Annotated in this window: 17 protein-coding genes; 3 read left to right on the forward strand and 14 right to left on the reverse strand. The window is 48.2% G+C overall.

What is annotated here, in order from left to right:
- Positions 1–344 precede the first annotated feature (344 nt).
- On the reverse strand, positions 345–1,838 hold the full coding sequence (locus tag AC4IFB_RS06965) for a multiheme c-type cytochrome (RefSeq protein ID WP_490776968.1): 1,494 nt from the start codon (positions 1,836–1,838) through the stop codon (positions 345–347).
- A 554-nt stretch (positions 1,839–2,392) separates the two neighbouring features.
- Between AC4IFB_RS06965 and AC4IFB_RS06970 the strand changes: the two genes are divergently transcribed.
- Positions 2,393–2,848 carry a hypothetical protein gene (locus tag AC4IFB_RS06970; protein WP_490779770.1) on the forward strand — a complete coding sequence of 152 codons (456 nt, stop codon included), beginning with the start codon at positions 2,393–2,395 and terminating at the stop codon, positions 2,846–2,848.
- 112 nt (positions 2,849–2,960) lie between these two features.
- A complete protein-coding gene (locus AC4IFB_RS06975; protein WP_490779771.1) occupies positions 2,961–3,464 on the forward strand; it encodes an LVIVD repeat-containing protein in 504 nt (167 codons plus the stop codon).
- 124 nt (positions 3,465–3,588) lie between these two features.
- On the opposite strand, the gene fusA is transcribed toward AC4IFB_RS06975, so the two are convergent.
- Positions 3,589–5,625 (reverse strand): elongation factor G, encoded by a 2,037-nt coding sequence (fusA, locus tag AC4IFB_RS06980; protein ID WP_490776965.1) that lies wholly within the window; start codon positions 5,623–5,625, stop codon positions 3,589–3,591.
- Positions 5,626–5,846: 221 nt separating this feature from the next.
- Here fusA and AC4IFB_RS06985 point away from each other — a divergent pair, with 221 nt between their 5' ends.
- The gene (locus AC4IFB_RS06985; RefSeq protein ID WP_490776964.1) at positions 5,847–6,017 is read left to right on the forward strand and encodes a hypothetical protein; all 171 of its coding nucleotides are present in this window, start codon (positions 5,847–5,849) and stop codon (positions 6,015–6,017) included.
- A gap of 5 nt (positions 6,018–6,022) precedes the next feature.
- Here the strand turns inward: AC4IFB_RS06985 and ccmI are convergent, their stop codons facing one another.
- The 12 genes from ccmI to AC4IFB_RS07045 form a co-directional block, all read right to left on the reverse strand.
- Positions 6,023–7,312, reverse strand: coding sequence for a c-type cytochrome biogenesis protein CcmI (gene ccmI, locus AC4IFB_RS06990; RefSeq protein ID WP_490776963.1), 1,290 nt, complete (start codon positions 7,310–7,312; stop codon positions 6,023–6,025).
- The gene (locus AC4IFB_RS06995) at positions 7,309–7,788 is read right to left on the reverse strand and encodes a cytochrome c-type biogenesis protein (RefSeq protein ID WP_490779772.1); all 480 of its coding nucleotides are present in this window, start codon (positions 7,786–7,788) and stop codon (positions 7,309–7,311) included. The genes ccmI and AC4IFB_RS06995 overlap by 4 nt, the downstream gene beginning before the upstream one ends.
- A gap of 2 nt (positions 7,789–7,790) precedes the next feature.
- Positions 7,791–8,333, reverse strand: a complete 543-nt coding sequence (locus tag AC4IFB_RS07000) for a DsbE family thiol:disulfide interchange protein (RefSeq protein ID WP_490776961.1) — start codon at positions 8,331–8,333, stop codon at positions 7,791–7,793.
- 7 nt (positions 8,334–8,340) lie between these two features.
- Positions 8,341–10,338 (reverse strand): heme lyase CcmF/NrfE family subunit, encoded by a 1,998-nt coding sequence (locus AC4IFB_RS07005; RefSeq protein WP_490776960.1) that lies wholly within the window; start codon positions 10,336–10,338, stop codon positions 8,341–8,343.
- Positions 10,335–10,802 carry a cytochrome c maturation protein CcmE gene (gene ccmE / locus AC4IFB_RS07010; RefSeq protein ID WP_490776959.1) on the reverse strand — a complete coding sequence of 156 codons (468 nt, stop codon included), beginning with the start codon at positions 10,800–10,802 and terminating at the stop codon, positions 10,335–10,337. The genes AC4IFB_RS07005 and ccmE overlap by 4 nt, the downstream gene beginning before the upstream one ends.
- A complete protein-coding gene (gene ccmD / locus AC4IFB_RS07015) occupies positions 10,799–10,966 on the reverse strand; it encodes a heme exporter protein CcmD (RefSeq protein ID WP_490776958.1) in 168 nt (55 codons plus the stop codon). Before ccmD ends, ccmE begins: the two co-directional genes overlap by 4 nt.
- The gene (locus tag AC4IFB_RS07020; protein WP_490776957.1) at positions 10,963–11,709 is read right to left on the reverse strand and encodes a heme ABC transporter permease; all 747 of its coding nucleotides are present in this window, start codon (positions 11,707–11,709) and stop codon (positions 10,963–10,965) included. Before AC4IFB_RS07020 ends, ccmD begins: the two co-directional genes overlap by 4 nt.
- 1 nt (position 11,710) lies before the next feature.
- Complete coding sequence (gene ccmB / locus AC4IFB_RS07025) at positions 11,711–12,394, reverse strand: heme exporter protein CcmB (protein WP_490779773.1); 684 nt, start codon at positions 12,392–12,394, stop codon at positions 11,711–11,713.
- Positions 12,391–13,044: a cytochrome c biogenesis heme-transporting ATPase CcmA gene (ccmA, locus tag AC4IFB_RS07030; RefSeq protein ID WP_490776955.1), complete on the reverse strand. Its 654-nt coding sequence runs from the start codon at positions 13,042–13,044 to the stop codon at positions 12,391–12,393. Before ccmA ends, ccmB begins: the two co-directional genes overlap by 4 nt.
- A gap of 734 nt (positions 13,045–13,778) precedes the next feature.
- A complete protein-coding gene (locus AC4IFB_RS07035) occupies positions 13,779–14,096 on the reverse strand; it encodes a non-heme iron oxygenase ferredoxin subunit (protein ID WP_490779774.1) in 318 nt (105 codons plus the stop codon).
- Between the two features lie 11 nt (positions 14,097–14,107).
- Positions 14,108–15,211, reverse strand: coding sequence for an anthranilate phosphoribosyltransferase (locus AC4IFB_RS07040; protein ID WP_490776953.1), 1,104 nt, complete (start codon positions 15,209–15,211; stop codon positions 14,108–14,110).
- A 226-nt stretch (positions 15,212–15,437) separates the two neighbouring features.
- Complete coding sequence (locus AC4IFB_RS07045) at positions 15,438–15,731, reverse strand: hypothetical protein (RefSeq protein ID WP_490776952.1); 294 nt, start codon at positions 15,729–15,731, stop codon at positions 15,438–15,440.
- Positions 15,732–15,907: the final 176 nt, after the last annotated feature.

Raw genomic sequence — 15,907 nt, forward strand, 5'->3', positions numbered from 1 at the left:
TTCCGTAGATTGTAAAAGCTATTAACCCGGCGACTGAGTATGTTGTCTTCAGCCGAAGTGTGCCTGCCTGCGGCAAGGCATCAAAACGCCGCTGTAGTACTCCTACAGCAAGTTTTGATAACGCAGTCTGCAGGCAGGTACACTTCGGCCTCTCTTTTAAAAATCATATTGTTAGGGGTTTCAAGCCTGCCCTTGCTCGGTGTTGCGGCTCTTGACAAGGGAACAACCATTGCCTACGAGCCGCGCCTTGATCAAGGGCAGGCTTGAAACCCCGAAGACGACATACTTAGTCGCCGGGTTAATAAAAGCCCCTTCAGGCTGAAACCTGAAGGGGCAGGGCTTGCTTATTTCAGTGCACCCTTACCGTAGCGGTCTTCAAAGCCTTTACGTACCTTGTCGATTGCTTCTTTGCTCATACCTTCAAAGTACCAGGTATGACCATCGATCGGCCTGAAGTACTTATCGAGCATTGCGTCGGCAAACTTTTCATTACCATCCTTCTTATGAACTGCCTCTTTCAATTCAGGAATCCACTTGAAGTAGGTATGCTTGGCAACGTCATAGATACCGTGCCACCAGGTGTAGTCGGGGCCATTCATGGAAGCACCATGGCGGGCGCGACGTCCTTCATGATGCCAGATCTCCCACCAGGTCCACTCGATTTTGTCGTCGAAGGGGCTCTTTGTGATATAGCCGTTCTTTTTCAGTTCACCCATCACAGCTGCGATAGGTTTGGCGAATTTCTCATTGTAGAGTTCAACCACATTGTCGAACTGGTTGTAGTGGCCATTGATGACACTGTCGCTATGACAGGCTTTACAGACCTCTTGCATCTTTTTACGACGCTCTTTCCAGGTCAGTACTTCGACCACGGTAGAGCCCTTGGCCTTGTCGCCTACCTTTGGTAGAGCATTACCCTCTTTGACATCAAACTCATTACCATCTTCCAGGCGCACCAGATTGATTTTCTGGGAGATGGGTGGGCGCAGTGTCCAGGATATACGATCACCAACGTTGTGAGTCTTGCTCTCTTTACCACCAGCACTCATATGACAAGTGGCACAAGTAGGTGCGGCAGAGTAATCGATACCAGCCACCCATTTGTCCGATTCCATATTCATTTCATCGACTTTTGCACGATAGATAATGCCGTGTTTGGATTCGTTGTAGACTTCAATCTGCGGATGGTCAGGGCCGACGTGGCATTTACCGCAAGTATCCGGTGTTCGGGCTTGTGCCTTAGAGAAGCGATGGCGGCCATGACAGGCTGTACATGAACCAGTTGAGCCATCAGGGTTAATCCGGCCTATACCTGTGTTTGGCCAGGTTGTCGGGCTTGGTTTGCCATCTTCACCAATCTCTATCTTTGCACCATGGCATTGTCGACAGCCTGCATTAACAGCAGCCGGGCCACCAACAACTTCACCGAGCAGGTTGTCAAGTGAAGCTAGGATTTGACCGCCTTTTGAGTGGTGGGAGCCATCCATCTCCTCAAATTCCACAGAGTGGCATTTTGAACAGTCTTTAGGGGTAACGATGATGGTGATACGTTGTCCTTCATGTTCAAAGCCATCAATATCATCAGCTTTTGCTTCATGACAGTCGAGGCAGTTGACGCCACTCTGACCATGTTGACTGCGGTTCCACTCCATGGTCAATCCGGGGTCTTCCTGCCAGTGACACTCTATACACTCCTGGCCTTTTGGGTTTCCCCAATCCTTACCTATTGAACCTGATGGTCTTGCGGCATCAGCAGTTGAGACTTGCAGCAATAGAGTCAGTGCCGCTGCCATACTACCCAGTATCGCTGTGAACGTACGGTTACCGAAGCGTTTCATAGCTCCCTCCTATAGTGGGTTGATATAATGAGGGATCTCCTCCAATAGGGATTTGTGTCGAAAAACTACTGCTTTATCGAGCACATTGAATCACTGTTGAAAATCACCCTTGAAGTATTGGCAAGCCAAGTTCGAAGAAAGGGATAGTTTTGACTAAATTACCCAACCCCACTTAATTTATTATAGATATGGGGACAGCATGGTTTCACTCTTATGGTCAGTAAAACCCTGTTCTTATTAGTGCTTACTCAGGTCTATGAGAACGGTTCGGATGTGGGTATGCCTTGATCTAAATCAAGTGCCAATGGAGTTATTTAAAGTAGAAATTTAGCGAATATTAAAAGTGTCTTTAAATGTAGCAAAAGGCAATTAAATATAGGCTTTTTGATGTTATCTTTTAAAATAAAAAGTTCATTATTATTTCTATTTCTGGTGAAATAATATCTGACGATTCAGGGGTAAAAATCTATCCGATAAATTATCTACCCTGGATTAATTATACGGCATACCCACAAAGTGGTACATCTCTATATGCAAACTATTAACCTAATCTGTTGTTAATCAGTCAAGGTGTCGATATTGATGCAAATGATGATGGTCTGCTGGATGAGGCACCCGCTCAAGTCAATGGAAAATTTCATACCCTGTTGACAGGTGAACAGTTGATCTCAGGTGAGGCAAAGGCAACAGTTTTAACCGAAGCTGCATACCAAAATGTTCGCTATCTATTAGCCAGCAGGTCAAGCCAGGCTGACATATTGCTAGCATTGGATAGTAGTGCGCAGTTTCTACTGAAACAGGATCTTAACGGTGATGGCACTATTGATCATCTGGACCTTGCTGAATGGCACCCGCGACTTGATCGTGAAACAACAAGACCCAGTCTGGAACAGCTTCAGTTAGTTATCCAGGATATACATCAGAATCGATCTACAGCTCAACACACAATTGTATTATTTGATGCCATCGAACCATCAGTAAGTGAATTATATCTCTGGTCATATAACTGAAATGTCGATCACTGATGAATGGCTTTATGTTCAAAGTAGATCTGGATCTGTCGTTTTTGCTGTAATTGATCAATTTGGCTTACAGATATTTGATTTAAGAGGATGGGTGAGTGTGGAAAGTCCAGCAATAGTTGGGCGTATGGATGTACAGGATGTACAGGAGATCGCCACATCAGCTGGAAACCATGTTTTTCTGCTGTCCGGAGAGGATCAACACCGCCGCATTGTGAGTCTGGACCTGTCAGATATGCAAGAAATCATTAGCACATCTACAGAAGTCTACTCTGACCTGTACCAGAATCCACTGGTTTTAGATCAACACCTCTATGCAACAAGCATCTTTTCAGGTGTTACTCTGTTCGATATTTCTGATCCCATGGCGCTATCTTTACATTCAAACTATGACCAATCTGTTATGGAGTTTGCTTCAGCCGGTACAGTTTCAGCAGGGAATATTCAAGTGCTCAACGTAGATAACCCTGAAGTGCCAGAGTTTGTGGGAAATTTTCATACATCCTCACAGGTAAGAGCAGTTACAGTCCTGAACAACCATCTATTCACTGCAACCCAGGATGAGGTTTTAATATCTCGGCTGCCACTCGAAGCTGTGCCTTAGCCTATCTGTTTGTCAAACCGGGTTGATAACAGTTGATCAGATACTATTTCGTGATTGCTGTTTCGATGGGCAAGAAAAAAAGTAACTTGCCCATCGATTCTGACCTTGCACTGATTCAGTATGGCTATGATGGCTTGTTATTGGACAGTTGCTTTTGGATGTTTCCAGGAACCGGTTCATAGTGGCTGAACTCTATGGTGTAAATTCCTTCGCCACCGGTGAGTGCTTTCAGGTGGGTGGCATACCCTTCCAGTTCCGCCAAAGGCGCTTGGCCTTTGATGATCAATGTATTGTTTCGTCCTGTCTCGGTACCACTGATCTGTCCGCGTCGCCCTGCAAGGTCTCCTGTCAGATCTCCCATGAACTGGTCAGAAGTGGTAATTGAGATGTTAACAATCGGCTCAAGGATCACGGGACCTGCATTTTCGACAGCTTCAAGAAATGCTTTTTTACCTGCAGTGACAAATGCGATCTCTTTGGAATCAACAGAGTGAAACTTTCCATCATAAACGGTGACCCGTACATCCTGCATGGTGAAGCCACCAATAGCACCTTCATCCAATGCGCTTCTAACACCTTTTTCAATCGCCGGTATAAATTGACCGGGAATAGCGCCACCAACCACTTTATTGACATATTCAAAACCAGACCCGCGCTCAAGAGGCTCGATACGTAAAAAGACTTCACCGAACTGGCCAGCACCCCCGGTCTGTTTTTTATGCCGGTAGTGGCCCTCAGCTTTGCGTGTAATGGTCTCCCGGTAGGAGATACTGGGTGGGTGAGTCTCAACTTCTACACTGTATTTCTTTTTGATCTGTTGCAGCAGTACATCAAGATGCAACTCTCCAAGTCCGCGCATGACTGTTTCATTTAGACTGACATTATGCTCTACATGGAAACAGGGATCTTCATCTTCCAGTTTATGCAGTGCATCACTTAATTTCTGTTCATCGCCACGCTTGGCCGTGTTGATAGCCAACCCAAACAGGGGTACTGGGCACTCGATTGATCGCAGGTGGTGATGATCTTCATCATGAGAGTCGTGTAACACGGCATCGAAGTGAATATCTTCCACCCGGGCAACGGCACAGATATCACCGGGTACTGCCTGTTTCATCTCCTCTTGATCTTTTCCATGTAGACGGAAGAGATGACTGACCTTAAAAGGTTTGCGAGCGTCACCGATAAAGAGCTGAGAGTTGACCTCGAGTTTCCCCTGATGAACCCTGAAGATGCCCAGTTTTCCACGGTAAGGGTCGTTGATGACCTTGAAAGCATGACCTATGACATGTTTGTTCTCATCGGGGGAGACCTCGACTGGCTTCATGTTGGCCCCTTCGCCTTTCATGAATGGGGGAGGGTTACCTTCAGTGGGATCAGGCATGAGTTTAGAAAACAGGTTTAATAACTCATCTATGCCAGCGCCGTTCTCTACGGAAGTGAAACAGACTGGAATGAGGTGTCCTTCCCGGAGTGCCTTTTCAAAGGGGTCATGCAGTTGCTCCGGCTCAATTGCCTCTCCTTGCTCGAGGTAGACCTCCATTAAAGCCTCATCTACCTCAACAACCTGGTCGACCAGGTTGTCATGAGCCTGACTGACGGATGAGAAATCGGTAGATTCACCACCGGGTTGAAAATAGCAGTCGATGACTTTTTGGCCATTTTCTGCAGGTAGATTGATGGGCAGACACTCATTACCAAAGGTCTCCTGAAGATTCTCCAGCAGGGCTGCAAGATCTACCTCCGGTAAGTCAATTTTATTGATAATGATAAAGCGGCAGAGATCGCGGCGTTTCGCGGCTTCCATCATTCGTATTGTTACGGGTTCGATACCTGTAGCCGCATTGACTACGATTACAGCCGACTCAACCGCTGGCAATATACTGATGCCCCGCCCTAAAAAATCAGCATAGCCGGGGGTGTCGATAATATTGACCTGTTTATTTTCATGACTTAGATGTGTGATGGCGATGTCAAGAGAGTGTTGAAGCTCTTTCTCAAGATCATCGTTATCGCAGACGGTATCTCCACGTTCGATAGTGCCTTTGGTTTTGATGGCGCCAGATCGGTACAACAGATCTTCAATCAGGCTGGTCTTACCAGAGCCGGCATGGCCGGTCAGAGCGACATTGCGAATATCGTGGGTAGAGTAGTTGGCCATATTGACTCCTATCAACGGAACTTGCCGACTTGCTTCGAATAGCCAGGGAAGGCGTCGGCAAAATGACTTATGGTTTTATTTATTGCCAGTATATCAATCAAAAAAGAACAGTTGTTGAGTTTAAGCAGTAGATTGGCATAAAACCCTAGGGTATATCAAAAAAAAGTAAACCACAGGGTGTTGGCCTGGCCTGAGCTAACCTTCATTGGGTAGTTCGGTAAGTGGCCATCTGTATTGTTGCGGTAGATATCACTCCCTATGGCATGCCATGCAGACAAAAGAGTGGTGTGACACTGATTTCAGATACAGAATTTTTGATGTTATCAACAAAGGAAGTGGCGCAAGCAGACACGCTGCTGCGCCAGGGCGCAATCAATGGGCTATCGGAGTAGTAATATCAGGGATGTACAGAGTTAATGACGACCTGTACCGTCTCAGCTTGTCCTGGTTTGATTGGCTCTATTTCACCTTCCAGGTCACCACTCTGAGCTTTTGGATTGCCAGAGAGGGATATTCTGGCGCCAACGGTCACTTCACTGAATCCTGAAAGTTTCATTTGCGGCATCATGGCCATGCTGTCATCGAGACTGAGAGAGATAGGCAGGTCACTCACTTTTTTCCGAACTGCAGCCAGCGGCATAGGGGGGCCACTGACCGCTTTGGCGTAGATGAATACCAGATCGTTTGGTTTTGCCTTACTTTGCAGATCAGGTGAAAGGGATATTTCTACCTTGATGGCTTTGGCTGCAGTCGAAGATTGTGGTTTCGCTGCCGGCTTTTTCGCTTTGACAATAGATGGTAACTCCTCTACTTCAGCCGGTAGACCAAGCTGGGAGCGTGCATCATCGATGGCTTTATTGACAGATTCGAGCTCGTTACTTTGGGGAGTCAGTTGATCACGAAGTGCGTTCCAGCGGACTATCGCCGATTTGAAGTCTGAGGACTGATAGGCAAGGATACCGGTCAGCCAAAGCACATTGGGATTCTCAGGCTCCAGCTCAAAGGCCTTCTGTATCATCGGTGCAGCTCGTCCAGTGAAGTCGTTTCCACTGGTGGCTGCGATGGCTTCAGAGTAGGCCAGCAGCAGGCTCACATCCTGATCATTCATCTCCATTGCCCGTTGATAGGCATTGATTGCTGCGGAGTGATCATTGAGTGACATATAACTACGGCCCAGCATAATCCAGCCTTCATGATTGTCGGGATTTTGCTCGAGCTTTTCTGCCAGTCTTCGAACCAGCTCCTCCATTGGCGGCAGGTTTTCCATACCCTCTTTTTGAGATTGGACTGGCTGTTGATTGGGTTGGCCTGCAGGCTGTTGAGCCAAATGCTGAATGATCTCAGGTGAGCCTAATATGTTGTATATCAGCACAGCAGCTATAGGAACCAGGACTGCAGTGGCAGCCATCGCCCGGCCAGAGGTTTTGTTTTGCGTGATTTCCGCATTAGGCGAGACATCAGTCAGAAGTGCCTTTTGCAGATCCTTGCGGGCAGCCTCATGTTGGGCCTGGTCGAGTTTTCCCTCTTCAAGATCACTGTCCAGCTCAGCCAGCTGCTGCTTGAAGACGGCTAGATTCAGTTCATCTGAGGTGATGTCGCTGGTTACCTCTTTTCTCAGTAACGGCAGCGCAACAAAAGCCATTGCCAGAACAGTAAGTCCGGCAGAAATAATCCAAAATAGGGTCATTGATTCGTGTCTCTTTTCTCGGTCGACTCTGTTAGCAGGTTGTCGAGTCGCTGTTGTTCTTCTTCAGTCAATTCAGTTTCGCTGCTTCTGTTTTTGCGCCTGATAATGCGAAACAGAACCACGCCACCGATTAAAAATACGATCATTGGACCGAACCAAATCGGGTAGGTGCTTGGTTTGACTGGTGGACTGTAGAGTACAAAGTCACCATAACGTGCGACCATAAATTCGATGATGTCATCCTTACTCTGGCCATTTTTCATCATCTCGTAGATTTCGTTTCTGAGGTCTACTGCCAGTTCGGCATTCGACCCTGCCAAGGATTCATTTTGGCAGACCAGACAGCGCATCTCTTCAATGATGGCGCGAAAGTCCTCGTCCTGACCTGGGTCCTCAAAGGTATATTCCGCCAATGTTGCGGCTTGCAGGGATGCCAGGCAAAAGAGGCTTAAAAAACTGAGATAGACTAGACGCACGATTATGACCCTTGGCCTTTCAATTCATTAATTATCGGTAGGAGCTTTTCATTGAACAGTGACATGGTCACCGGCCCTGCATGTTTGTAGTGGATGATGCCTTTACTGTCTACCAAGAAGGTTTCCGGGGCGCCGTAGACACCAAGATCGATCGCAGTCCGGCCCTTTTTATCAAAGATATTGATGACATAGGGATCTCCAAGCTGTTGCAGCCAGGATTGGGCCTTGTCTCTTTCATCTTTCCAGTTGAGTCCAACGATATCCACCTTGCCGGAACGGGCCAGACGGACAAGGGTCTGATGTTCAGCACGACAGGATACACACCAGGTTGCCCAGACATTCAACAGGTAGACCTTTCCCTTCAGGTTTTTGTCGCTGATCAAGGTCTCAGCACTCTCAACTGTTGGCAGGGAAAATTCTGGCACGGATTTACCGATCAAAGGGGATGGGATCTCCCTTGGATTCATCCCCAACCCCTTGAACAGGAAGACCGCAATTACTCCGAAAACGAGCAGCGGAACGGAATAACGCAAGTATCGATTCATTTCAGGTTCATCTCCCAGTGGCAGCAGCTGCTGCGGTAGCGCTGTTTACCATTTCAGCAGAACGTACGCGAGCGGTGCGATAACGTCGGTCGGTAATCGCCAGTAAGCCACCCAATCCCATCAATACACCCCCAAGCCATATCCACCGAACGTAGGGTTTGTAGTAGAGACGTAAGCTCCAGTCGCCACCCCCCAGTGGTTCACCGAGAGAGACATAGAGGTCGCGAGTGAAACCCCAATCGATAGAGGCTTCTGTCATTGGTCTTGTCTGCACGAAGTAGGTGCGTTTTTCAGGCTCCAGAGTGGTGAATTGCTCACCGTTTTTGGAAACCTTGAAACTGCCACGATGGGCGTTATAGTTCGGTCCGGGGATTCGTTTTACCCCTTCGAAAGCGAACTCATAACCGGCAATCTCACTTACATCACCTGGACTCATGCGGACATCATTCTCCTGCCCGAAATTAGAGACCATGGTGACACCCACTATGAATACCGCTACCCCCATATGGGCAGTGATCATCCCGTAATAACTGCGGCCGCCGGTTTTGAAATCTTGCCAGAATCCACTGAAGCCATGCTTGTTTTTAAGGCGATCCCTGATGTTGACAAGATGAGCAGTAGCTACCCAGAGGGCCAGTCCCATACCGAGTCCTACCAACCAGTTACCGCCGGAGAACATAGGCAGCAGGCTAATCAGACCAAAAGCCAGACTGACAGCGAAGGCTACCTTGAGCTCTTTGATCAATAAGGAGGGTTCAGCGTGTTTCCATCTGGAGAGAGAACCTATCCCCATTAACAGTGCCAGGAAGGGCGTTGTGAGTAGGAACATCTTGTTGAACCAGGGAAATCCCACTGAAATTTTACCCAGCTCCAAGGCGTCGTAAATTAGGGGTGCCAGAGTACCGAGCAGTACCAGAGCCGCAAACACGGAGAGCAGCAGGTTGTTGCCGAGTAGAAAGGTCTCCCTTGAGACCAGATCAAATCGTCCACCACTGGTTATATATGGGGCACGCCACGTGTAGAGCAGCAGCGAACCACCAATAACTATCAGCAGGAATATCAGGATAAAGACACCCCGTGCCGGATCAGAGGCAAAAGAGTGTACAGAGGTGAGTACACCTGAGCGAACCAGGAAGGTACCCAGCAAACTTAGTGAAAATGCTGATATGGCTAACAATACTGTCCAGCTTTTAAATGCACCACGCTTTTCAGTGACGGCCAGGGAGTGGATCAATGCCGTACCAATCAGCCAGGGCATGAATGAGGCATTTTCCACCGGATCCCAAAACCACCAGCCGCCCCAGCCCAGCTCATAGTAGGCCCACCAGCTTCCAAGGACGATGCCGAGGGTTAAAAAGACCCAGGCAACCGTAGTCCAGGGGCGTGACCAGCGAGCCCATGAGGCATCCAGTCGTCCACCAAGAAGTGCCGCTATGGCGAAAGCAAAGGCAACCGAAAAGCCCACATAACCCATATAGAGCATGGGGGGATGGATCGCCAGGCCGGGATCCTGAAGCATCGGGTTAAGCTCGCCACCTTCGGAAGGCACCGGAAAGGTTCTATCGAAGGGATTTGAGGTCAGTAGCATGAACAGCAGAAAGCCGATACTGATCATACCCATCACAGAAAGTACTCTGGATACCATCTCCAGTGGCAGATTGCGACTGAAACTGGCAATGGCAACACTCCAGCTGGCAAGCAGGAAGGCCCATAGTAGTAATGATCCCTCATGAGCACCCCAAACTGCAGATATCTTGTAGATGTCTGGCAATTTGGTATTGCCATGCTGAGCCACGTAGATTACTGAAAAATCGTTGCTCAGAAAGGCATTTGTCAGAATCAAAAGGGAGATAGCCAGAAACACAAACTGGCCCCATGCCAGGCTGCGAGAAGCGGCCATCCATGAGGCGTTATGGGTGTAAGAGCCGATTAAAGGTACCACTGCCATGGTAACTGCCAGGCAGAGGGAGAGTATTAGGGTGAAATGTCCTAATTCCGGGATCATTGAATGCTGGCCTGAGGTTGAGTGTTACCAACGCCCTCATCATGTGCAGTCTTCAAAGAATCTGCGACTTCTGGGGGCATATAGTTTTCATCATGTTTAGCCAGCACTTCGCTGGCGATGAAAATACCATCCTGATTGAGCTGTCCCATAGCAACTATGCCCTGACCTTCACGGAACAGGTCGGGCAGAATGCCGGTATATTCCACGGTAACGGCTTCCGCATTATCAGTGACCGAGAAGGCCGTGGTAAGGCCATCGGGTTTGCGTTTGACACTTTCATTCTGAACCAGGCCGCCAATGCGGAATGGGTGTGCAACCGGAGCTTTGCCTTCAACTACTTCGGAGGGTGAAAAGAAGAACATCAGATTTTCGTCAAATGCGTTCAATGCCAGCCAGGTGGCAACACCTATACCAGCTACCATTAAACCGATCAGTGTAAGTCGTTTTTTACGTATGGGATTCATTTCTCTACTTTCCTGGCCCGACGAATTTTTCGGGCGATATCAGTTAATGCGCGTTTTCTTTGCAGCAAAGGAGCAACAATATTGGCAACCAGAACGATGAGCGCCAGAAGGAAGGAGGGCCAAACGTAGACTGCGTAGCCACCCATTGCGAAAAATTCACTCATTTCGCCTCCTGCTCAACCATTTCCAATACCCAGCGGCTGTTTCTTTCACGTTCAACAATTTCTGCGCGCGCGCGCATTAAGACCACAGCGCCATAGTAAAGTTTAAATGAGATAGCCATGGTCAGCAGAGGGATTAGCATCCTGATATCCATGGAGGGTTTACTGAATTTTGTGACCGAGGCTGTCTGGTGCAAGGTGTTCCACCATTCGACCGAATAGTGAATCACTGGAATATTAACCACGCCCACCAGGGCAAGGATTGAAACCGCTCTGGCAGCAACCCTTTTGTCTTCGATTGCGCTGTGCAAAGCGATGATGCCGAGATAGAGAAACAGCAATAACAGCTCAGAGGTCAGTCGAGCATCCCAGACCCACCAGGTGCCCCACATGGGCTTGCCCCATAGAGAACCTGTTGCCAGGGCAAGGAATGTAAAGGAGGCGCCGACAGTGGCGCTGCTGATAACCACTATTTCAGTGATTTTTATCCGCCACACCAGGCTGATCAATCCAGAAACCGCCATCACGACATAGATGAACATTGACATCCAGGCGGCTGGAACATGGATGTACATGATGCGATAACTTTCGCCCTGCTGATAGTCAGGAGGGGCCACGAACAAACCATAGTAGAGGCCGACCACCAAAGTGATCAGAAAACTGACCATGAACCAGGGAACCAGTTTACCCGCAACGTTATAGAAATAGCGGGGAGAACCCATTTGATGAAAGAAGCGTATGATCATATCAACTTAGACTAATTCTCAGTGAAGCGGCAGTGGCCAAGGGCGCCAGTACCAGGGAGCCTACCAATATCGCTGCCAGAATAGACAATTGCGCGGTGATTGGTATGCCGATTATGGCTGTTTTAACAGCATCTGTAGCAAATATCAGCACTGGAACATATAAGGGTAAGACCAGCAGCGAAAGAATCACGCCGCCACGTCTCAACCCGACAGTCAGTGCAACCCCAACAGACCCAATGAGGCTGAGCACAGGTGTTCCCAGTATTAAGGTTAGCATCAGGGTGGGAATGGCAGATCCGGGGATGTTCAATAACACCGCCAGTAGGGGGGCAACGATAAACAGGGGTAAGCCTGTCACGAGCCAATGGGCCAAAATCTTCGCCAACACCAGAATGGAGACGGGGTGGGCACTCAACATAAACTGTTCAAGAGAGCCGTCATCAAAATCAGAACGGAACATGCTGTCCAGAGAGAGTAGGGAGGCCAGCAGTGCGGCGACCCAGATAACCCCAGGACCTACAGCTTCGATAAGTTTGGCGTCGTTGCCGATGCCAAGAGGGAACATCGCGGTCACCAGAACAAAAAACAGCATTGGATTGACCAGCTCTGAACGTCGGCGATAGGCGAGCAACAGATCCCTTTTCAGGAGCAGGCTAAAAGCGCTGGTTAGGGAGAGTGTACTCATCTTTCAGACAGATTTACGCGCACCAGTTCGACCTCATCCCTAAAGCCAACTCGATGGTGAGTGGTCATGGCAGCCATGCCGCCTTGGTTGAGGTGCCCCTCAAACAGTCGCTCCATATGTTCTATGCCTTTACGATCAAGTGAGGTGAATGGTTCATCGAGTATCCAAAGCTTTGCGTCGGTGACCAGCAGGCGTGCGATAGCGAGTCTACGCTGCTGTCCTGCTGAAAGATTACGGGTAGGTACATCTTCGAAGCCGTAAAGACCAACCTGTTCCAGTGCATGCTCCAGGTCTATACCCTCTTTGGCCTTGCCCAGACCTTGGGCAATACGTAGATTCTCCAGGGGTGTCAGGTCGAGTTTTGAGCCATCTTTGTGTCCAAGATAGGCTATGTGTTCATGGAACTCTGGGCCCTGCATGAAAATATCTTTACCTTCCCAGAGTAATTTACCGGATTCGGGGAGGCGAATGCCGCATAAGATCCTCAATAGTGAGGTTTTGCCACTGCCATTTCTACCCTCAAGAACCAGGGCTTGTCCAGGATTGATCGTAAAATCAAGATCCTCGAACAGCATTCGATCGTCCCTTATGCAGGAGAGGGCTCTCGCTTCAAATGTCGCAGTGGAATGGGGGGAAGATGAGGTTGTCACAAGTTTAGTCGTTTATCTTTATCGTATTTATAAGGCCAGATAATATAAATTCAGCCGGCACAGCCAGGACTGCTTTCATCTCGCAAATACAGAATAAGCCAGTTCCGGACTCTCTGTACGCTTAACAGCCTCTATTTTTAATGTTTTGTTAGCAGAACCTAGCCTGACAACAATACCTGAACTCACACAGGAGTCTCAACAAAAAAAAGCTTTGGGCCAATTAGCCGAGTGAATTATCCGTTCAATCTATATGTGTGGGTTAATATTCCCAAACTAGGACAGCGGAATGCCAGAATTTATTCAACATCGAACTGTTTTTTACTCATAAATCGGTATTAGGTCACGAAAATCGATGGGACCTACCATTTGATAAAGCGATACAGGATGTTGCAAGTGTGGTGTTTGGATACGCACTCCTGAAATCAGGTGTGCATAGAGTAGATCTTAGGAGGCTTGTGGCGCCTTGATAATGACTTGCTCTTGTTCAAAACTCTGGAGATTAGGGGTTCTGTCAGCAATGTTGGACGTTTGCCAAAAGAGAGTCATGCAGAAAGCGACTGCCAACATTAAAAGAAATTTCACCGATTGTACCCCCGGAACATTGTATGGTGGTGAAATGGTAATGCCTTATCAGGCAGAATTTTTATGAGGTGGAATATATAGTAATTACCCTGACTCCGCTAGTGTAGGAAGCAATTGATTTTGATCCAGGTCACCAAAAGGGAGTCTTTCGGCTATTTTTTTAGCTGTATTAGTATTTGATTATTCTCTATTTTGACAGGAAATGTAGCAATTGCCTCTGTAGCCGGGTCTTCCAGAGGTAGACCTGTTTTAAGACAAAAGCGGCTACCATGTAGAGAACATTTAATGTTTTGTCCTTGAATGCAGCCAAGATAGAGCGAAACATCCTCATGGCTGCATTGATCATTCACAGCGTATATTTGACCTTCTGCGTTGACGATCAGATAGCGATGTTGTTCGAAATCGAATCGCTTCATTTTGCCTGGAGGCAATTCATCAGCGGCTGCGACCTTGATCCATTGTTCCTGCATTTTTACATCCACTATACGAGCCGTTCAGCAGCTCTACCTGAATCCAGAACCTGTCGAACCTGGGCGGCAGCTTTTTCAAGGGAATCATGTCGGCCAGCATGCCATAGAGACAATGAACAGCTGTAGACCAGTGAGTCATAGGCAGGGCCTGGTTCACCTTGAAGCGCACGCAAGCCGGTATCAGCGGCCAGTTGTGCTGCTTGTGAGACATCAGATATACGTGCGACGTCATCACCGCTGTTATTGATGGCGGGATGATCAGGTAAGGGAACAGCGCGAACAGACTGCTTGATCGACAGGCTTTCCGGAGAGATTTCCACCGCTTGCTCCTCTCCCATATCGTCATAGCGAAAGAGCATACCCTGCTGTCTCAATGAGGGGATTACACCACCCTCTGTGCCGCGCACCAATAGGCATCCCTCAAATTCTGCAAAGCGAGCAAGTGAAGCATATTTTGCTGGATATGGCTTATGAACATAGCCGGTGACCAGGTGAGTCTTTTTTTGTGCTGTAATCGGTTTTGCAAGAACTTCAACCGTTGTCAGTACCTGACGTTTGATAATTCTTTTGCGAATGTCGGTCAGGTCGTGAAGGCCCGGACAGAAGGTTTTTTGATCCACATAGGCCCATCCTGACTCGGGATTCTCAATGCGGGATACCGCTTCATCCAGACTCATATCGACATTGATACCTGCTGCCTGAAGAATATGGCGGTGGGTGACACCAAACTTGGGACCTACTGCATCGAGGCCGTGGCTGACACAGGGCAGTCCGCAAGCAGCGAGGAGAGCCGGAATCATCGGGGCAACAGGCAGATTTCGATTCATGCCGTCATAGGGGTCAGCCAAAGAGATCAGCTCCTCTACGTTGGCTGTACGACTATCAGAAATATTCAGAATCGCCTCTAAAGCACCCTTGTTTTCATCATCGGTTTCCCGCTTCATACGCAGAGCTATCAGAAAAATAGCGGTCTGAACATCGTCGATCTCACCTCGAAGAATAGCTGACATACCCTCCCTGGCCTCATCCAGTGAGATATCTTTGCTCAGTTCCGGGCCAGTGGCGATGCGTTGAATAATGGAGTGCATCAAAGTTGCTGAAGTATTGTTTGTCATTTCTACTACCTGACGGCTTGGGGGCCTGCCGAATGATCTATTAGAGATAGGTTTGCGGGGGAGTATAAAAAACTTAGTAAAATTGTCAAGAATTACTGCCGGACACTCCGTGGGGTGTTTTTTTGGCAAACGCGGTAGCTGTTAGCCAATGGGAGCTGTGGAGATCCCCAGGAATCGCCAGTCAAGCAAGCAAAGTCCGAGGCTAGCGAACCTGAGCAGGAAAAGCCTAGCGGTGCAGTACCGAAGTCAATACATGGTTATATTCAAAGAATACAGAGTAACTCGGATAGTCCCAACGGGTGATAGGGGGATCGCCCACACTGGGATGGGCTGCGCTGGGTTGACCGAATCGCTGACTTACCTGGTCCATTGTCATACTGCGGCTAGGACGGGGTATCCCCTCTTCACTGTTGATCGGTGCAGTGTCGATTGAATCAATCAACAGCACTTCCGCAGTGACGGATTGAGATATCAGGCAGGCAAACAGGGTGATGGATAGGGCGGTAATGCGAAAACTCATCTGAGCAACTCCGAATTTGTCTCTTCAAGAAGGAATATAGCACTCTTGTCTAACTATAGGAAACCATGAGCAATTAATCGGAATGAAAAGCGTGAACTGCATAAAACCCAGATGCAGTTGACAGATTTCATAATCTAATCAATTCAGGTAATTTTTTTTGCCAGGGTATGCGGTTT

The organism is Candidatus Thiodiazotropha sp. AKIB8, from assembly GCF_058244675.1.

Bases quoted from the DNA above. Each gene is read 5' to 3' on its own strand.
- AC4IFB_RS06965 (WP_490776968.1), bottom strand. From the start codon at position 1,838: ATGAAACGCTTCGGTAACCGTACGTTCACAGCGATACTGGGTAGTATG.
- fusA (WP_490776965.1), bottom strand. From the start codon at position 5,625: ATGGCCAACTACTCTACCCACGATATTCGCAATGTCGCTCTGACCGGC.
- ccmI (WP_490776963.1), bottom strand. From the start codon at position 7,312: ATGACCCTATTTTGGATTATTTCTGCCGGACTTACTGTTCTGGCAATG.
- AC4IFB_RS07000 (WP_490776961.1), bottom strand. From the start codon at position 8,333: ATGAATCGATACTTGCGTTATTCCGTTCCGCTGCTCGTTTTCGGAGTA.
- AC4IFB_RS07005 (WP_490776960.1), bottom strand. From the start codon at position 10,338: ATGATCCCGGAATTAGGACATTTCACCCTAATACTCTCCCTCTGCCTG.
- ccmE (WP_490776959.1), bottom strand. From the start codon at position 10,802: ATGAATCCCATACGTAAAAAACGACTTACACTGATCGGTTTAATGGTA.
- ccmD (WP_490776958.1), bottom strand. From the start codon at position 10,966: ATGAGTGAATTTTTCGCAATGGGTGGCTACGCAGTCTACGTTTGGCCC.
- AC4IFB_RS07020 (WP_490776957.1), bottom strand. From the start codon at position 11,709: ATGATCATACGCTTCTTTCATCAAATGGGTTCTCCCCGCTATTTCTAT.
- ccmB (WP_490779773.1), bottom strand. From the start codon at position 12,394: ATGAGTACACTCTCCCTAACCAGCGCTTTTAGCCTGCTCCTGAAAAGG.
- AC4IFB_RS07035 (WP_490779774.1), bottom strand. From the start codon at position 14,096: ATGCAGGAACAATGGATCAAGGTCGCAGCCGCTGATGAATTGCCTCCA.
- AC4IFB_RS07040 (WP_490776953.1), bottom strand. From the start codon at position 15,211: ATGACAAACAATACTTCAGCAACTTTGATGCACTCCATTATTCAACGC.
- AC4IFB_RS07045 (WP_490776952.1), bottom strand. From the start codon at position 15,731: ATGAGTTTTCGCATTACCGCCCTATCCATCACCCTGTTTGCCTGCCTG.